The sequence below is a fragment of the Janibacter sp. Y6 genome (assembly GCF_040900765.1).
In the GTDB taxonomy this organism is placed as follows: domain Bacteria; phylum Actinomycetota; class Actinomycetes; order Actinomycetales; family Dermatophilaceae; genus Marihabitans; species Marihabitans melonis.
Genome location: NZ_JAKLYZ010000001.1, coordinates 848,281 through 864,301 on the forward strand (window position 1 = coordinate 848,281; position 16,021 = coordinate 864,301).

A 16,021-nucleotide genomic window follows, 5' to 3' on the forward strand; every position below is an offset into this window, starting at 1 on the left:
AGATGCCGTCGCAGGGCCGCGTAGTACGATCGCGACATGTTCATCCGCCGTGTCCAGGCTCTGTGCCTGGTCATCGGGCCGACGCTGTTCGCGCTCTCGCCGATGTTCTGGATCGACGGTCGCTACGGCATCGTCGGCGGGATGCTGATCGCCGTCGCGATGGTGCCCTGGGTATTCGGCCTGCTCGGCGAGTACGACCGGCTGCATCCGCACCTGCCCGTGGTCTTGGGTCTGTGGATGCTGTTGGTGTTGATCGGCATGTTCGGAAGCATCGCGTTCGGCCTGCAGGGCTTCTTCGAGGGCATGCTCGGAACGACCGACGGCGCGTCGCCGGCCACGTTCACCGGATATCCCACGGCCGGTGCGCTCGTACTGCTGCTCGCCGGCCCGATGTTCCCCGCCGCCCTGGTTGTGCTCAGCATCTTCCACTGGCGCACTCGTCTGGCACCGCGGTGGGTGGCGAGCCTGCTCGCGCTCGCCGCTGCGATGTTCCCGGTCGCCCGCGTTGCTCGGATCGACACACTCGCCGTGATCGCGGACCTGCTCATGCTCGGCACGTTCTGCGTGATCGCCTGGCGTGCATGGCACGCGGATCGTGCACCCGTCATATCGCCGAGCTGATTCAGCGGGCTCAGCGCCGCCGCTGGCAGCGGGGGCAGAAGTAGGACGAGCGGTTCATGAAGCGTTTGCGCACGATCAGCGAACCGCAGCGTGAGCAGGGTTGCCCCTCCCTACCGTATGAATGTAAAAAACGTGTGAAGTAGCCGGACGCGCCGTTGACGTTGACGTAGAGGGCGTCGAAGCTCGTCCCCCCTTCGCCCAGGGCCTGGGTCATGACGTCGCGGGCGTGGCCGAGCAGACGCTCGATGGCGGGCTTGGTGAGCGAGGACGCCGGGCGCTCGCCGTGGATCCGGGCCCGCCACAGCGCCTCGTCGGCGTAGATGTTGCCGATGCCGGAGACGACCCGCTGGTCGAGCAGCACGCGCTTGATCCCGCTGCTGCGGCGCTTGATCTCGCGGGCGACGGCCCGGTCGTCGAAGGCGGGGTCGAAGGGGTCGAGCGGGACGTGGCCGACCGCCTCGGGCACCCCGTCGGGGCGAAGGGGTGACCACGCGAGCCCGCCGAAGGTGCGCTGGTCGACGAAGCGCAGCTCGGGCCCGTCGTCGGCGAAGCCCAGCCGGGCATGGAGGTGGCGCGGGTCGGGCGTGCCGGGGGTGCTCACGAGCATCTGGCCGCTCATGCCGAGGTGGACGACGAGCCCGTGGTCCGGTGGCTCGAGGGGCCCCGGGGCGCTGGCGAGCCACAGGTACTTGCCGCGGCGGTGCGCGCCCGTGACCCGGCTGCCGGTGAGCTGACGCACGAGGTCCTCGGGCCCGGGCAGGTGGCGCCGGGCCACCCGGGTGCCGCGCAGCTCGACCTGCGCGACCGTGCGGTCGACGACGTGGTCGGCCAGCCCGCGGCGGACGACCTCGACCTCGGGGAGCTCAGGCACCCCGGTCGGCCGGTGCGGTGGCGGGGTCGGGCGCGCTCGAGCCGGCGGCGGCCATCGACTCGGTGATCGCGGTCCACGCGGCGCGCGCGGCCTCCTGCTCGGCGACCTTCTTCGCCCGGCCGGTGCCGCTGCCCCGGGGGACGTCGTCGACGAGGACCTCGGCGGTGAAGACCTTCTCGTGGTCGGGACCGGTCGCGCTCACCCGGTAGTGGACCGACCCGGCGCCGGCGGCCGAGGCGGCCTCCTGCAGCGAGGTCTTCCAGTCCAGGGCGACGCCGAGCGTCGCGCTGCGGCGCATCACCGGTCCGAGCAGGCTGTGCACGAGCCGGCCGGCGGCGTCGAGACCGCGCGGCTGGGGCGCGGAGAGGTAGATCGCGCCGATGACGGCCTCGAGCGTGTCGGCGAGGATCGAGTCCTTGTCACGCCCGCCGGTCGCCTCCTCGCCACGCCCGAGCGCGACGTAGTCGCCGAGCCCGATGGTGCGCGCGACGTCGGCGAGCGCACGCATGTTGACCACCGCGGAGCGCAGCTTGGCGAGGTCGCCCTCGGCCATCTCGGTGTGCGTGTTGTGCAGGTGGTCGGTGACGACGAGCCCGAGGACGGAGTCCCCGAGGAACTCGAGCCGCTCGTTGTGCGGGATCGAGCCGTTCTCGTAGGAGTAGGAGCGGTGCGTCAGGGCACGCGAGATCAGCGGCTCGTCGACGACCTCCTCGGTGATCTCCTGAAGGAGAGCGAGGAGGTCCTCGACGGGCCGCTGCGCGGTCTCGCCTCGCTGTGCGCTCACAGCGAGCGGGCTCAGCCCTGGTGCTCGGTGCGGTCCGCCGTCGCGTAGTAGCGACCCTTGTAGGTGCCGCAGGCCGGGCAGGCCTGGTGCGCCGGGGCGGGCGACTTGCACTGGGGGCAGGTCGACAGCGCGACCGGCGTCGCCTTCCAGTTCGCGCGGCGCGAGCGGGTGTTGGAGCGCGAGAGCTTCCGCTTCGGGACAGCCACGTCAGGTCCTCTTCTCTTCGTCGTCTCCCCCGGCACCTTCTGCCAGGGGACGGAGTGCCTCGAGGGAGGCCCACCGGGGGTCGATCAGCTCGTGCTGGTGGTCCGGGTCGTCCTCGAGCCGTGCTCCGCACTGCGGGCACAACCCGGGGCAGTCCTCCCGACACACCGGCTGGAACGGCAGCGACGGCAGCACTGCGTCCCGGAGCACCGGGTCGAGGTCGATGACGTCGTCCTCGATCGCGTGCTCCTCGTCGGCGTCCAGCTCAGCAGCCACCTGCCGGTGGTGCTGAGCCCGGTCGGGCCACACGAAGAGCTCCTGGATGCGGACGTCGACCGGGAGGTCGATGTCGTCCAGGCACCGTACGCATGCCCCGGTCGCGGTGGCGTCGACCGTCCCGGTGACGAGGATCCCCTCGTGCACCGACTCCAGACGGACGTCGAGGTCCATCGGGGATCCGGGCGCGACGGCCAGGACGTCGGTGCCGAAGTCGTCCGGCGCCGCGACCGTGCGGCGCACTTCGCTCATCGATCCTGGCCTGCGGCCGACGTCCTTGGCGTCAAGGGCGAACGGCGAGGCAGCGTCGAGGTGCTTCATGACTCCACACATGTCTTCGGGACGGTCCACGACGTCGTGACGCGGACCGACGCCCAACGGTACCGGAGCACTCGCGCGCGCCCAAACCCGCTGTCGCGGGTCCCCCTTCGCACCGGTGGCGAAGGGAGGGTCACCGCCTGCCCTGGCGCTCCAGGAGCGCGTCGCGCACCTCGTCGCTCACGAGGCCGGTGATGTCGCCGCCGAAGCGGGCGACCTCCTTGACGAGGGAGCTCGAGACGTGGGCGAGCGCGGGGTCCCCGGGCAGGAAGACCGTCTCGATGCCGGTGAGGTGCGCGTTCATCCGCGCCATCGGCAGCTCGTAGTCGTAGTCGGTGCCGCCGCGCAGCCCCTTGAGGATCGCGCTCGCGCCGACCTCGGAGCACACGTCGACGAGCAGGCGGTCGGCGAATGCCTCGACGCGGACGCCCGGCAGGTCGCCCACCTGGGCCTCGATGAAGCCGATGCGCTCCTCGACGGCGAAGGTGCCCTGCTTGGCCGGGTTGTGCAGGACGGCGACGACGACCTCGTCGAAGAGCCCGGCCGCCCGGCGCACGACGTCGACGTGGCCGACGGTCACGGGGTCGTACGAGCCAGGGCACAGAGCGCGGCGGGGCGCGGCTGAGGTCATGGCGTCACTGTGCCAGAGGCCGTGCCGCCCGCCCCCGCCGCACCCCGCGGCGGGTCACTCGTCCTCGGGCTGCTCGTCGTTGGGCAGCAGGCCCTGCTCGTAGTCGCGCTTGACGAGGGCCTCGACCTGCTCGAGCGAGCCGCAGCCCTCCTCGAGGAGACGGTTGCGGTGGGTGCACCAGTCGACGCCGAGCTGCTGGCGCAGCTCCTCGCTCGCCTCGGTGGCGGCGGGGTTGAGGATGCTCAGCTCCTCCTCGCCGATGTGGTGCATGAGGGCGGTCGCGACCTTCTCGACGGCGTCCTCGTACTTCTGGGTGTCGGTGCCCTTCGCCTGGAGGAGGTGGAGGAGCTCCTCGTTGCACGCGGCGTGCTCCTCCTCGCCGTGCTCCTCCTCCTCGCCGTCGATGACCTTCTTGGACTTCAGGCGCGGGTAGACCTGCTCCTCCTCGGCCTCCGAGTGGGCGATGAGCAGCTCGGAGAAGGCGGCGCGGGCCGAGTCGCGGTCGGCGGTAGCGTCGCGCAGGTCGCGCAGCAGCTCCTCGAAGCGGCGGTGGTCGTCCTTGATGAGCTCGACGATGTCTCCGGACGTGGGTCGTGCGATGTCGTGATCAGCCATGCCGTCAACGTAGGCCGAGCGACCTCGGATCGGGGACTTCGCGCCGGGGCCTGTCCACGCAAGGCGGACCTAAGTGGCGCGGCCGGCAGGCCACGTTCGTGGTGCTCAGATCTGGTAGTCGGCAGCCCAGGTGCGGGCGTACCAGAGGACGGTCTCGCCGTAGTCCTTGCGCGCCTCGAGGGTCAGCCCGGCGGGCCATGCCGGCTCGGGGCTGCGGCTCGAGCGCTCGACGACGACGAGCGCGTCCGGGCTGAGCCACTCGCGGGTGAGCAGGAGGTCGAGCACCGCGGCGAGCGAGTCCTCGTCGACGTCGTAGGGCGGGTCGGCGAGGACGAGGTCGTAGGCGAGGGTCGGGGTGCGGTCGAGCGCCGCCTCGACGGTGCCGGCCTGGACGCGCGCGCCGGCGGCGCCGACGTCGGCGATGTTGGCGCGGATCACCCCGATGGCCCCGCGGTCGGACTCGACGAGGAGCACGCTCGCGGCGCCGCGGCTGGCCGCCTCGAGCCCGAGGGCGCCGGAGCCGGCGTAGAGGTCCATGACGTGGGCGCCCTGGACGGCGTCTCGGGACTCGAGCGCGGAGAAGAGCGCCTCGCGCACGCGGTCGCTCGTCGGGCGGGTCCCGCCACCCGCAGGTGTGCGCAGGCGTCGCCCGCCGGCCTGGCCGCTGATGATGCGCGTCACGCCTCCATCATGGGTCATCGCGGCACGCGCTCCCACCTCGGTCCGCACCCGGGCCTCTCCCCCGGTGACGACGGGGCCCGCACGAGAGCACTCGGGCGAAGGGGAGGTCAGGACTTCTCGAGGTAGGCGGTGCGCTCCTCGTCGGCCCAGCGGGCGACGGCGGCGGCGAGCTCGGGGTGCGCGGAGAGGTCGGGGTCGGCGGCGAGGACGACCTCGACGTCCTCGCGGGCGGCCTCGATGAGGTCCTCGTCGCGCAGCAGCGACAGGTGGCGCAGCTGCGAGCGGACCCCGGACTGGGCGGTGCCGAGCACGTCGCCCTCGCGCCGCTGGGCGAGGTCGACCCGGGCGAGCTCGAAGCCGTCGGAGGTCGAGGCGAGGGCCTGCAGACGCTCCTGCGCGCTCTCGGCGTCGGAGCCGGTGACGAGCAGGCAGACCCCGGGGTGCCCGCCACGACCGATCCGCCCGCGCAGCTGGTGCAGCTGGGAGATGCCGAAGCGGTCGGCGTCGAGGACGACCATCGTGCTCGCGTTCGGCACGTCGACGCCGACCTCGATGACCGTCGTCGCGACGAGCACGTCGATCTCGCCGGCGGCGTAGGCCGACATCACCGCGTCCTTCTCCTCCGGGCGCATCCGGCCGTGGAGGGCCGCCGTGCTCACCCCGGCGAGGGCGGGCACCTGGGCGAGCAGCTCGAGGGTGCCGGAGACGTCGGCGAGCGGGCGGGGCGCGTCGTCGTCCGGCACGCGCTCGCCGTCGGCCTCGTCGTCCCCGACCGGCCCCTCGCTCAGCAGGTCCACGCCCTCCTCGACGTCGTCGTCGCCGCCGATGCGCGGGCACACGACGAAGGCCTGACGGCCGGCGGCGACCTCCTCGGCGAGGCGCTCCCACACCCGCTGCACCCAGCGGGGGTTGCCGGCGGGCACGACGTGGGTCGTCACCGGCTGGCGCCCGCGGGGCAGCTCGCTCAGCGTCGAGGTGGCCATGTCGCCGAAGACGGTCATCGCGACCGTGCGCGGGATGGGCGTCGCGGTCATGACGAGGAGGTGCGGCGGGTGCTCCCCCTTCGCCCGCAGCGCGTCGCGCTGCTCGACCCCGAAGCGGTGCTGCTCGTCGACGACGACGAGCGCGAGGTCGTCGAAGGTCACGACGTCCTCGAGCAGGGCGTGGGTGCCGACGACGATGCCCGCGGCGCCCGTCGCGATGTGGATGAGCGCCTCGCGACGGGCCTGGGTGCTCATCGACCCGGTGAGCAGCTGCACGCGGGTCGCGTCCTCGGCGCCGCCGAGCATCCCCGCCTCGGCGAGATCGCCGAGCATGCCGCGGATCGTGCGCTCGTGCTGCACCGCGAGCACCTCGGTGGGCGCGAGCAGCGCGGCCTGGCCGCCGCTGTCGACGGCGGCGAGCATCGCGCGCAGCGCGACGACGGTCTTGCCCGAGCCGACCTCGCCCTGGAGGAGGCGGTGCATCGGGGTGTCGGCGGCGAGGTCGGCGAGGACGGTCTCGCCCACCTCGCGCTGTCCCGCCGTGAGCTCGAAGGGGAGCCGCTCGTCGAAGGTGGCGAGGAGCCGCCCGTCGGGTCGCCGGGCCCGGGTGACCTCTGCCGCCCGCTCGGCCCGGCGCATGCCGAGCAGGCACTGCAGGACGAAGGCCTCCTCGAAGCGCAGCCGGTGGCGGGCCCGCTCGACGTCGTCGAGGGTGTGCGGGGCATGCAGCGCGGTGAGGGCCTCGAGCCGGCCGAGCAGGTCGCGGCGCTCACGGACCTCGTCGGGCACCGCGTCGACGACCTCGTCGAGGTGCTGCAGGACGACGCGCACCGCGGCGGACACGCCCCACGACTGCACCCCGGGCACGTGCCGGTAGATGGGGATGAGCCCGCCCTCGTCGACGGCGAGGTCGCCGAGCGCGTGGAGCGCCTCGATGCTCGAGTACGCGGGGTGGGCCAGCTGACGCCGCCCGCGGTACTCGCCGACCCGCCCGGCGAAGAGGAGCGTGCGGCCGACCTGGAGCTCCTTCTCGTGGCCGTAGGCCGAGAAGAAGGTGACGTCCATGCGGCTGCGCCCGTCGGTGATGACGGCCTCGAGCATCTTGCCGCGGCGCGACTTCATCGTCCGCGTGGTCGCCGACTCCACGGTCGCGACGGCGACGAGGTAGTCGCCGACGGCAGGCGCACCGAGGTCGGCGACGGTCGTGCGGTAGCGACGGGGCGCGAAGTCGAGCAGGTCACCGACGGTGACGATGCCGCGGTGCTTCTCGAGCTTGCTCGCGGCGGAGCCGACGAGCCCCTTGAGCCGGGTGTCCTCGGTGGTCACCGGTTCACTCGACCCCGACGAGGAGCGGGTAGGCCGGCTGGCCGCCGTCGACGACCTCGACCTCGACGCCGTGACCGAGCGCCTCGGCGGCCGCGCGCGCCGCGACGACGAGCTCGTCGTCGGCGTCCTCGCCGACGACGAGGGTGACGAGGTCGACCCCAGAGCCGGCGAGCCGCGCGACGACCTCGGCGGCGACGGCGCACAGGTCCTGGCCGACGATGGCGATGTCACCGGCGACGACCCCGAGGGCGTCGCCGACCTCGCACGGCCCGCCGCTCGTCAGACCGGCCTTGACGGCGATCGTCACCGCGCCGTGGCGGGTCGCCGCGGCGGCCCGGGTCATCGTCATCTCGTTGTGGCGGGCGTCGGCGCCGGGGTCGTAGACCGCGAGCGCGGCGAGCCCCTGGACGGCGGTGCCGGACTCGACGACGTGCACGTGCTGCCCCTCCTGGCCGGCGGCCTGGGCGCACGCCCTCGCGGCGAGCACGGTGTCACGGTCGTTGGGCAGGAGGATGACATCACCGGCGCGGGTCTCGCGGACCGCGTCGAGCAGCTCGCCGGCCGAGGCCCGGCGACCGGGCCCGGAGGTCACGGCTGAGGCTCCCACCTCGCGCACGAGCGCGGCGATGCCAGGCCCGGCGGCGCACGCGACGACGGCCAGGCCGACCCGGGGGTGGGGGCGCATCGCGTGGACCAGCGGTGTCACCTGGACCTCGCGGGGCGGGGCGACGGCCAGCCCGGCCTGCAGGGCCGCGCCGATGTCGTCGGTGTGCACGTGGACCTTCGTCGTCGTGCCGTCGCCGCTGAGCACGACGCTGTCGCCGAGCGCGTCGAGGTCGCACCGCAGGTCGTGCAGCGCCTGCTCGTCCTCGCTGTCGAGCAGGTACATCACCTCGAAGGCCGGCCCCTCGGCCGCCGCGGGGCCACCGGCCTCGGCGGGCACGGGGCGGGTGACGGCTCCCCCTTCGCCCGTGGACCACTCGGGCCGGCGGCGCAGGTCGAGGTTCATCGTGAAGTCGTCGACCTCGTAGCGGTCGAGCGGGGTGTGGTCGCGCACGACGCGGTCGAGGGCCTCGAGGAAGAGCAGGAAGCCCGCTCCCCCGGCGTCGACGACCCCGGCGGCGGCGAGGACCGGCAGCTGCGACGGGGTCGCGGCGAGCGCGTCGCGGGTGGCCTGGACCGTGCGTTCGGTGAGGGTCGGCAGGTCGGCGCCGTCGGCGGCGGCTGCTGCAGCCGCCTCGGCGGCACGGTCGGCGACGGTGAGGATCGTGCCCTCCTGGGGGCGCACGACGCTCTCGCGGGCACGCCGGGCGGCGGCCCCCAGCGCCCGGGCGAGCAGGGGCGCGTCGGCGCTCGCGGTGCCGGCGCCGGAGAGCTCGTCGCTGATGCCGCGGATGAGCTGGCTGAGGATCACCCCGGAGTTGCCGCGGGCGGAGAGCATCGCGGCCCGCGACATCGCGGCGGCCTCGCCCGGCAGGTCGACCTCGCCGAGCACCCCACGGGCCTCGTGGTCGACGCGCACGGCGTCGAGCGCCTGGTCGAGGGTGAGGTACATGTTCGTGCCCGTGTCGCCGTCGGGCACCGGGAAGACGTTGAGCGCGTCGATCTCGGCCCGCCGCGCGGCGAGCGCGGCACGGGTGACGACCGCCCAGCGGCGCATGGCGGCGGCGTCGATCGCGGTCAGCACTCTCGTACGCTAACGGAGAGGACCGTCACTGCGACCCCATCCGCAGCGGTCCGCGTGCCGTGCGCCGGAGCCGTTTTGGTCGCGCACGCACTGCTCGGCTACGCTGGACCGGTTGCCTGGAGCCCGATCACCTCGTGATCACGCGGCCCGGGCAGCACCACCGACACGTACGCATCATCGATCGAGGAGAACACCCGTGGCTGCCAACTGCGACGTCTGCGGCAAGGGCCCGAGCTTCGGGCACTCCATCTCGCACTCCCACCGCCGCACCAAGCGACGCTGGAACCCGAACATCCAGCGCGTCAAGGCTCTCGTCGGTGACGCCGGCAAGACCCCCAAGCGTCTCAACGTCTGCACCTCCTGCCTCAAGGCCGGCAAGGTCAAGCGCTGACCCGCTGAGCACCTGACGGGCCGATCACCTCCTCGAGGTGGTCGGCCTTCGTCGTCCCCTCCGCCTCGTCGCCTGGTCGCCCCACCCGCCTCGTCGCCCCTTCGCCCCACGTGCCCCAGGTTTCTCGGGTCACCCGATAAACCCCCGCTCTGCACGAGTAAGAAACTCCTGCGAACCAGGGGTAAGTCGTGCTGAGCACCGGCGAAGGGGGATCCAGCCCAGTCCCGCAGCCCCGGCCGCGGTCTGCGGCATCCCCGTCGGCGCGAAGGGGGATCAGCCGGCGAAGTGGTCCCAGCCAGCGACCTCGTGGGGCACCCCGTCGAGCAGGACCGGCGCCCTCGATCGCTCGACGACGCGGCCGACCACGCGCCACGGGGCGCCCGTCGTCGGCAGCCGGGACGCGTCGGCGAAGCACGCGAGCAGCGCGTGCTCCTCTCCCCCGCCGAGCACCTCGCGCAGCGCCGCCTCGGCCCCGAGGACGTCGAGCAGGTCGCCGTGCGTCTCAGCCCGGAGCGCGGCGCCGTCGAGGTCGACGCTCACGCCGCTCGCCCGGGCCAGGCGACCGGCGTCGCGCACGAGCCCGTCGGAGACGTCGAGCATGGCGCTCGCGCCCGCCCGCGCCGCCTCCGCCCCGGACTGCCACGGGCAGTGCGGCCGGCGGTGCGAGGAGCGCAGCCGGTGGGCCGCCTCCGGGGCCTGCCTGTCGGCCGCCGCGGCCAGCTCGGCGTCGAGGTAGAGCCGCAGCCCCGCCCCCGACCGGCCGAGCGTGCCGCACACGGCGACGACGTCGCCGACGCGGGCACCGCTGCGCCGCACGGGAGCCCGACCGCCGAGGTCCCCGAGGACGGTCATCGCGAGGACCACGCTGCCGGCGGCCGCTCCCGACAGGTCACCGCCGAGCACCGGGGTGGCGCTCTCGCGGGCCGCGGCGGCCACCCCTTCGGCCAGCCCGAGCACCCACTCCACCGGGGTGGCGGGGTCCGCGCTCAGCGCGAGGAGCAGACCCGTCGGGCGCGCCCCCATCACGGCGACGTCGGCGACATTCTGCACGACGAGCTTGTGCCCGACGTCCTGCGGACTCGACCAGTCGTCGCGCCAGTCGACACCGAGGACCATCGAGTCGGTCGTCGCGACGACCGACCCGGACGGCGCCTCGACGACCGCGGCGTCGTCGCCGGGCCCGACGGGCACACCCGGCGCCTCGTCGTGGAGGAGCACCGGCAGCAGCCGGGCGAGCACGGCCTCCTCGTCGAGGTCGGCCAGGCGCAGCGTCGGGTGGTCCACCCCGCCACCATCTCACCGACCCGACCGGCGCGAGAGCGCTGCCGTCGGCTACCGTCGGCGCAGGTGCCCGGAGCGGCCGCGCGCACCGCACGGGCAGCAGGGAGGGACATGGTCCAGGCGTACGTCCTCATCCAGACCGAGGTGGGGGTCTCCACCCGCGTGTGCACCGACATCGCCGAGCTGACCGGCGTCGTCGAGGCGCACGACGTCACCGGCCCCTACGACGTCGTCGCCCGCGTCGAGGCCGAGACGATGGCCGACCTCGGCCGGCTCGTCCTCGCGCAGCTCCAGCAGGTCCCGGGCATCACCCGGACGCTCACCTGCCCCATCGTCCACGTGTGAGCGGCCCCGACCGCACGGGTCGCGACCGGCGACCTCTGCTCGCCGGGCTCGTCGTCCTCGTCACCGCGGGCCTGGCCCTCGGCGTCCTCCTCACCCGGACCGGGCCCGTCGACGTCGCGATCCCCGACGGCGGCGACGACCCGGCCTGCCTCGACGCCGGCACCCGCTGGCCTCTCGAGGTCGCCGGCGAGGACGAGCGCGACACCGACCCCGCCGGCACCGCGGTGCACGCGTGGGGAGACCCAGCCGTCATCGCCCGCTGCGGCCTGCCGGCCCTGGGGCCGACCACCGAGCAGTGCATCAGCGTCGACGGCGTCGACTGGGTGGCGCGCGAGCTGAGCGACGGGACGGCTCTCACGACCTTCGGGCGCTCCCCAGCGATCGAGGTGCTCGTGCCCGACGAGGTCGGTCAGGCCCCGCTCGTCCTGCCCGCTTTCGCGGACGCGGCTAAGGCGCTGCCCACCAACGGGCGGCAGTGCGACTGAGCGCTCAGCGCAGCCCGACGGGCCGCTCGAGGGCCAGCTGGACGAGCTCGTCGATGAGGTCGGGGTAGGCCAGGCCGCTCGCCTGCCACATCCGCGGGTACATCGAGTGGGGGGTGAAGCCCGGCATCGTGTTGATCTCGTTGATGACGACCTCGCCGCGGTCGGTGACGAAGCAGTCGACCCGCGCGAGCCCCTCGCACGCCAGCGCGTCGAAGGCCTCGGCCGCGAGCCGGCGCACCTCGTCGCTCACCTGCTCGCTCAGCTCCGCCGGGCAGGACAGCCGCACCGCGGACTCGTCGAGGTACTTCGCCTCGAAGTCGTAGAAGTCGTGGCCGTGCCCGGACTCGACGACGATCTCGCCGGGCAGCGAGGTGCGCGGCGCGTCGAGCCCGTGCCCCTCGAGGACCGCGCACTCGATCTCTCGGCCGACGATGCCGGCCTCGACGATGACCTTGAGGTCGTGCTCGCGGGCGGCCTCGATCGCCGCCTCGAGGTCCTCGGGGCGCTCGACCCGGCTCACGCCCATCGAGGACCCGGCGCGGCACGGCTTGACGAAGACCGGCCACGACAGCGCGGCGACGGCGTCCATCGCGGCGGCGGGGTCGGCACGCCACTGCCGGTCGGTGATCACCGTGTACGGGCCGACGGGCAGGCCGGCGCCGGCGAAGACGACCTTCATGTAGTGCTTGTCCATGCCCGCCGCGGAGGCGAGGACGCCCGACCCGACGTAGCGCACGTCGGCGAGCTCGAGCATCCCCTGGAGGGTGCCGTCCTCGCCGTAGGGGCCGTGGAGCAGGGGGAAGACGACGTCGACCTCGCCGAAGGCCTGGGGCGGCTGCCCCGGCGCGTGCACGGAGAGGGTGCGGTCGCCGACCGAGGTCGACAGGGCGACCTCCGTGCCGGCGTGGACGACCTCGGGGGTGTGCCCGGGCACGAGGCGCAGCGGCTCGGGGTCGTCGTCGACGAGCACCCAGGACCCGTCGCGGGAGACCCCGATCGGGACGACGTCGTAGCGCTCGCGGTCGATGGCCGAGAGCACCCCCGCCGCCGTCGCGCACGACACGGCGTGCTCGGACGATCGGCCGCCGAAGACGACGGCGACGCGGGGCTTGCGGGGCTCGTGAGTGGTCATCGTCCACGACTGTAGTGCGCCCGGCTCGCCCTCCCGCGCTGCGGATACCGTGTCGCCCATGACGAGCGAGCAGCCCACCGGAGCCGACGGTCACGCGACCCACGCCGGCTCCCCCTTCGCCCCGGCGACCCAGGTCGTCGCCCTCGGCCGGCCCGACCGGGCACCGGGCGCCCCCCTCGCCGTCCCGCCGGTCTTCACCTCGACGTACGCGGCCGACGGCCCCGTCAACTACGCCCGCGCGGGCAACCCGACGTGGAGCGCGCTCGAGGACTCGGTCGGACCGCTCGAAGGGGGCGACGCCCTCGCCTTCGCGTCCGGGATGGCCGCGGTGGCCGCCGTCCTCTCGCTCGTGCCGACGGGCGGCACCGTCGTGGCCCCCTTCGCCGCGTACAACGGTGTCGTCGTCAGCCTCACCGAGGCGCAGGAGGCCGGGCGACTCGCCGTGCGCTGGGTCGACGTCACCGACGCCGAGGCCGTCGAGGCGGCCCTGCCCGGCGCCGACCTGCTGTGGCTCGAGTCGCCGACCAACCCGCTGCTCGACCTCGCCGACGTCGAGCGGCTCGCGCACGCAGGCCGGGCGGCCGGGGCGGTCGTCGCGGTCGACAACACCTTCGCCACCCCGCTGCTCCAGCAGCCGCTCGCCCTCGGCGCCGACGTCAGCGTGCACTCGGCGACGAAGTACCTCTCCGGGCACTCCGACGTCATCCTCGGCATGACGATCACCGGCACCGACGAGCGCGGCCGTGCACTGCGCGACCGCCTGGCCCGCCACCGCCTGCTCGGCGGCGCGATCCCCGGCCCGATGGAGGCCTGGCTCGTCCTGCGCGGCCTGCGCACCCTCGCAGTCCGCCTCGAGCGCGCCTGCGAGAACGCCGTCGAGCTCGCCGCCCGCCTGCGCGAGCACCCGTCCGTCACCCGTGTGCGCTACCCCGGTCTCGGCGCGATCGTCTCGGTCGAGACCGTCGGCGGGGCCGAGGGCGCGGAGCGGATCTGCGCGGGCACCCACCTGTGGTCGCACTCGACGAGCCTCGGCGGGGTCGAGAGCCAGCTCGAGCGGCGCCGCCGCCAGCCCGGCGAGCCCGAGTCCACCCCCGTCGACCTCGTGCGGCTGTCCGTGGGCATCGAGGACGTCGAGGACCTCTGGCGCGACCTCGACGCCGCGCTCCGCCTCGCCTGAGCGCCCCGGCTTTCCCGCCCAGGGCGGGAAAGCTCGACCTCGGGCAAGAACATTTCCTTCCCGAGGTCGAATGTTCCCGCCCTGGGCGGGAAAGCTGCGACAGGGCGAAGGGGGGTCAGTCGGTCTCGGGCTTGCGGGCCCGGGAGAGCAGGGCGTGGACGACGTCGGGCACCGAGGTCCCCTCGTGCACGCACGCGCTCACCTGCTCGATGATCGGCACGTCGACGCCGTGGGCGCGGGCGAGGTCGAGGATCGAGGAGCACGACTTCACCCCTTCGGCCGTCTGGCGCGTGTGCTCCTGCACCTCGGCGACGCTCATCCCGCGGCCCAGCCCCACCCCGAAGGAGTGGTTGCGCGACAGCGGCGACATGCACGTCGCGATGAGGTCGCCGACGCCGGCGAGCCCGGCGAAGGTCCGCGCGTCGGCCCCGAGCGCGACGCCGAGCCGCGTCATCTCGGCCAGCCCGCGGGTGATGATCGAGGACTTCGTGTTGTCGCCCAGGCCCATGCCCTCGGCCATGCCGACGGCGAGCGCGATGACGTTCTTCACCGCTCCGCCGACCTCCGCGCCGACGAGGTCGGTCGAGGTGTACGGGCGGAAGTAGCTCGTCGCGCAGGCCGCGGCGACGAGGTCCGCCGCGCCCTGGTCGGGGCAGGCCACGACGGTCGCCGCCGGCTGGCGCTGGACGATCTCGCGGGCGAGGTTCGGTCCGGACACGACGGCGATGCGCTCGGTGGGCACCCCCCCGACCTCGCTGATGACCTCGCTCATCCGCTTCGTCGTGCCGAGCTCGACGCCCTTCATCAGCGAGACGACGACGCCCTGGCTCAGCACGTCGCCCCACGCCCCGAGGTTCTCCCGCAGCGACTGGCTCGGCACCGACAGCACGACGACCTGCGCGCCGTCGACCGCCTCGGCCGGGTCGGTCGTCGCCGAGATCGACTGCGGCAGCTCGTGGTCGGGCAGGTAGTCCTCGTTGCGCCCGCGGTTGATCTGCGCGACGAGCTCGGGGCGACGGGCCCAGATGCTCACGTCGTTGCCGCCGTCGGCGAGCACCGTGGCGAAGGCGGTGCCCCAGCTGCCGCCCCCGAAGACCGCGACCTTGCTCATGCTGCTCCTCCTGAGTCGAGCCGTCCGCGCGCGTGGCGGTAGTCGCCGGTCGTCGCGATGCCGTGGGCCTGCGGGTCGAAGCGCACCGCGGGCGCCCGCTCCCCGCGCAGCTGCTCCACCTCGTGGGTGATCGCCGCCATGATCCGGTCGGTCGCCTCCATGACGACGACCGTCGTGAGGTCGCGCTCGTAGAGGTCGCTGAGGTCGACCGGCGGGCCGAAGCGGATGTGGGTCGTGCGGCGCGGCAGCAGGCGCGGGATCTTCGCGTACTGCGGCAGGATCGCCTGCGGCCCCCACTGGGCGATGGGGATGACGGGGCAGCGGGCCTCGAGCGCGAGCCGCGCCGCGCCGGTCTTGCCGCGCATCGGCCACTCGTCGGGGTCACGGGTCAGGGTGCCCTCGGGGTAGATCGCGACGCACCGGCCCTGCTCGAGCGCGGCGACGGCGTCGCGCAGCGCGGACGCGGCGTCGTGCCGCTCGCGGTAGACCGGCACCTGACGGGCCTGGCGCATGATCGGGCCGAGCCACCACGACTCGAAGAGCTCGCTCTTGGCCATGAAGGTCGGCGCGATCCCCTCGTCGTAGAGCGTGTGCGCCCACGGGAAGGGGTCGAGGTAGGAGATGTGGTTCGGCGTCACGAGGAAACCGCCGGACCTCGGCACGTGCTCCAGCCCGGTCACCGAGTACGGCGTGAGCGCGCGCAGCAGCGGGCGCAGCACGGTGGCGACGAGGCGGTACATCCACGGCACCTGCGTCCGGTGCTCGGCCACGGCGCCTCCTGCTCGACCTCGTCGTCCCGCCCGCCGACGTCCGGTCGGGCTGCGGTCACCATAGCCAGGATTAGGGTTGCGGCCATGCAGGCCACGGTTTTCTCGAACGACGCGGACGGCGTCGTCCTCGTCACCGACACCGGTCGCCGGCTGCGCGCGCCGTTCTCGGCCTTCGCGGGCAGCGGCCTCATCCACGTGCTACCCGGCCAGCGGCTGTCGGTCGAGCTCGGTGCAGACGACCAGGTCAGCCGCGCGTGGGTCGTCGGGATCGGCGAGGGCGAGCGGATCGACTGACGACGCCGCACGCCCACGACCGGGGGTCGTGGGCGTGC

19 protein-coding genes are annotated in these 16,021 nt (G+C 73.8%); 6 read left to right on the top strand and 13 right to left on the bottom strand.

The window, feature by feature from the left end:
• Window positions 1-36 precede the first annotated feature (36 nt).
• The gene (locus L6241_RS03910; protein WP_368244937.1) at window positions 37-621 is read left to right on the top strand and encodes a hypothetical protein; all 585 of its coding nucleotides are present in this window, start codon (window positions 37-39) and stop codon (window positions 619-621) included.
• 10 nt (window positions 622-631) lie between these two features.
• Here the strand turns inward: L6241_RS03910 and mutM are convergent, their stop codons facing one another.
• The 9 genes from mutM to L6241_RS03955 form a co-directional block, all read right to left on the bottom strand.
• Window positions 632-1,492 carry a bifunctional DNA-formamidopyrimidine glycosylase/DNA-(apurinic or apyrimidinic site) lyase gene (mutM, locus tag L6241_RS03915; protein ID WP_368244938.1) on the bottom strand — a complete coding sequence of 287 codons (861 nt, stop codon included), beginning with the start codon at window positions 1,490-1,492 and terminating at the stop codon, window positions 632-634.
• Window positions 1,485-2,276 (bottom strand): ribonuclease III, encoded by a 792-nt coding sequence (gene rnc / locus L6241_RS03920; protein WP_368244940.1) that lies wholly within the window; start codon window positions 2,274-2,276, stop codon window positions 1,485-1,487. Before rnc ends, mutM begins: the two co-directional genes overlap by 8 nt.
• Window positions 2,277-2,287: 11 nt before the next feature.
• Window positions 2,288-2,482 (bottom strand): 50S ribosomal protein L32, encoded by a 195-nt coding sequence (rpmF, locus tag L6241_RS03925; protein WP_068274571.1) that lies wholly within the window; start codon window positions 2,480-2,482, stop codon window positions 2,288-2,290.
• Between the two features lies 1 nt (window position 2,483).
• The gene (locus L6241_RS03930) at window positions 2,484-3,077 is read right to left on the bottom strand and encodes a DUF177 domain-containing protein (protein ID WP_368245145.1); all 594 of its coding nucleotides are present in this window, start codon (window positions 3,075-3,077) and stop codon (window positions 2,484-2,486) included.
• 130 nt (window positions 3,078-3,207) lie between these two features.
• Window positions 3,208-3,705, bottom strand: coding sequence for a pantetheine-phosphate adenylyltransferase (gene coaD, locus L6241_RS03935; RefSeq protein WP_252975480.1), 498 nt, complete (start codon window positions 3,703-3,705; stop codon window positions 3,208-3,210).
• Window positions 3,706-3,759: 54 nt separating this feature from the next.
• Window positions 3,760-4,320 carry a hemerythrin domain-containing protein gene (locus L6241_RS03940; RefSeq protein ID WP_354586937.1) on the bottom strand — a complete coding sequence of 187 codons (561 nt, stop codon included), beginning with the start codon at window positions 4,318-4,320 and terminating at the stop codon, window positions 3,760-3,762.
• Between the two features lie 105 nt (window positions 4,321-4,425).
• The gene (rsmD, locus tag L6241_RS03945; RefSeq protein WP_354586938.1) at window positions 4,426-5,001 is read right to left on the bottom strand and encodes a 16S rRNA (guanine(966)-N(2))-methyltransferase RsmD; all 576 of its coding nucleotides are present in this window, start codon (window positions 4,999-5,001) and stop codon (window positions 4,426-4,428) included.
• A gap of 107 nt (window positions 5,002-5,108) precedes the next feature.
• Window positions 5,109-7,310 (bottom strand): ATP-dependent DNA helicase RecG, encoded by a 2,202-nt coding sequence (locus tag L6241_RS03950; protein ID WP_368244943.1) that lies wholly within the window; start codon window positions 7,308-7,310, stop codon window positions 5,109-5,111.
• 4 nt (window positions 7,311-7,314) lie between these two features.
• Window positions 7,315-8,997, bottom strand: a complete 1,683-nt coding sequence (locus L6241_RS03955; protein ID WP_368244945.1) for a DAK2 domain-containing protein — start codon at window positions 8,995-8,997, stop codon at window positions 7,315-7,317.
• A 196-nt stretch (window positions 8,998-9,193) separates the two neighbouring features.
• Here L6241_RS03955 and rpmB point away from each other — a divergent pair, with 196 nt between their 5' ends.
• Window positions 9,194-9,388 carry a 50S ribosomal protein L28 gene (gene rpmB, locus L6241_RS03960; protein WP_068274554.1) on the top strand — a complete coding sequence of 65 codons (195 nt, stop codon included), beginning with the start codon at window positions 9,194-9,196 and terminating at the stop codon, window positions 9,386-9,388.
• A 273-nt stretch (window positions 9,389-9,661) separates the two neighbouring features.
• On the opposite strand, the gene thiL is transcribed toward rpmB, so the two are convergent.
• Window positions 9,662-10,672, bottom strand: coding sequence for a thiamine-phosphate kinase (gene thiL / locus L6241_RS03965; protein WP_368244946.1), 1,011 nt, complete (start codon window positions 10,670-10,672; stop codon window positions 9,662-9,664).
• Between the two features lie 108 nt (window positions 10,673-10,780).
• On the opposite strand from thiL, the gene L6241_RS03970 reads away from it, so the two are divergent.
• Complete coding sequence (locus tag L6241_RS03970) at window positions 10,781-11,014, top strand: Lrp/AsnC family transcriptional regulator (protein WP_068274551.1); 234 nt, start codon at window positions 10,781-10,783, stop codon at window positions 11,012-11,014.
• Complete coding sequence (locus L6241_RS03975; RefSeq protein ID WP_224767050.1) at window positions 11,011-11,499, top strand: DUF3515 family protein; 489 nt, start codon at window positions 11,011-11,013, stop codon at window positions 11,497-11,499. The genes L6241_RS03970 and L6241_RS03975 overlap by 4 nt, the downstream gene beginning before the upstream one ends.
• Before the next feature lie 4 nt (window positions 11,500-11,503).
• On the opposite strand, the gene L6241_RS03980 is transcribed toward L6241_RS03975, so the two are convergent.
• Window positions 11,504-12,631, bottom strand: coding sequence for a D-alanine--D-alanine ligase family protein (locus L6241_RS03980; protein ID WP_368244947.1), 1,128 nt, complete (start codon window positions 12,629-12,631; stop codon window positions 11,504-11,506).
• Window positions 12,632-12,689: 58 nt separating this feature from the next.
• Here L6241_RS03980 and L6241_RS03985 point away from each other — a divergent pair, with 58 nt between their 5' ends.
• The gene (locus L6241_RS03985) at window positions 12,690-13,808 is read left to right on the top strand and encodes a PLP-dependent aspartate aminotransferase family protein (RefSeq protein WP_368244948.1); all 1,119 of its coding nucleotides are present in this window, start codon (window positions 12,690-12,692) and stop codon (window positions 13,806-13,808) included.
• Window positions 13,809-13,923: 115 nt separating this feature from the next.
• Here the strand turns inward: L6241_RS03985 and L6241_RS03990 are convergent, their stop codons facing one another.
• Entirely contained in the window at window positions 13,924-14,919 is a 996-nt protein-coding gene (locus tag L6241_RS03990) for an NAD(P)H-dependent glycerol-3-phosphate dehydrogenase (RefSeq protein WP_368244950.1), read from the bottom strand.
• Window positions 14,916-15,689 (bottom strand): lysophospholipid acyltransferase family protein, encoded by a 774-nt coding sequence (locus tag L6241_RS03995; RefSeq protein WP_368244951.1) that lies wholly within the window; start codon window positions 15,687-15,689, stop codon window positions 14,916-14,918. The genes L6241_RS03990 and L6241_RS03995 overlap by 4 nt, the downstream gene beginning before the upstream one ends.
• 84 nt (window positions 15,690-15,773) lie before the next feature.
• On the opposite strand from L6241_RS03995, the gene L6241_RS04000 reads away from it, so the two are divergent.
• Window positions 15,774-15,983, top strand: coding sequence for a hypothetical protein (locus L6241_RS04000; RefSeq protein ID WP_368244953.1), 210 nt, complete (start codon window positions 15,774-15,776; stop codon window positions 15,981-15,983).
• The last annotated feature ends 38 nt before the right edge of the window (window positions 15,984-16,021 follow it).

What these genes read in the sequence shown, in the direction of transcription:
- L6241_RS03985 (WP_368244948.1), top strand. Translation starts at nt 12,690, where the DNA reads ATGACGAGCGAGCAGCCCACCGGAGCCGACGGTCACGCGACCCACGCC.
- L6241_RS03990 (WP_368244950.1), bottom strand. Translation starts at nt 14,919, where the DNA reads ATGAGCAAGGTCGCGGTCTTCGGGGGCGGCAGCTGGGGCACCGCCTTC.
- L6241_RS03970 (WP_068274551.1), top strand. Translation starts at nt 10,781, where the DNA reads ATGGTCCAGGCGTACGTCCTCATCCAGACCGAGGTGGGGGTCTCCACC.
- L6241_RS03980 (WP_368244947.1), bottom strand. Translation starts at nt 12,631, where the DNA reads ATGACCACTCACGAGCCCCGCAAGCCCCGCGTCGCCGTCGTCTTCGGC.
- L6241_RS04000 (WP_368244953.1), top strand. Translation starts at nt 15,774, where the DNA reads ATGCAGGCCACGGTTTTCTCGAACGACGCGGACGGCGTCGTCCTCGTC.
- L6241_RS03940 (WP_354586937.1), bottom strand. Translation starts at nt 4,320, where the DNA reads ATGGCTGATCACGACATCGCACGACCCACGTCCGGAGACATCGTCGAG.
- L6241_RS03910 (WP_368244937.1), top strand. Translation starts at nt 37, where the DNA reads ATGTTCATCCGCCGTGTCCAGGCTCTGTGCCTGGTCATCGGGCCGACG.
- coaD (WP_252975480.1), bottom strand. Translation starts at nt 3,705, where the DNA reads ATGACCTCAGCCGCGCCCCGCCGCGCTCTGTGCCCTGGCTCGTACGAC.
- L6241_RS03930 (WP_368245145.1), bottom strand. Translation starts at nt 3,077, where the DNA reads ATGAAGCACCTCGACGCTGCCTCGCCGTTCGCCCTTGACGCCAAGGAC.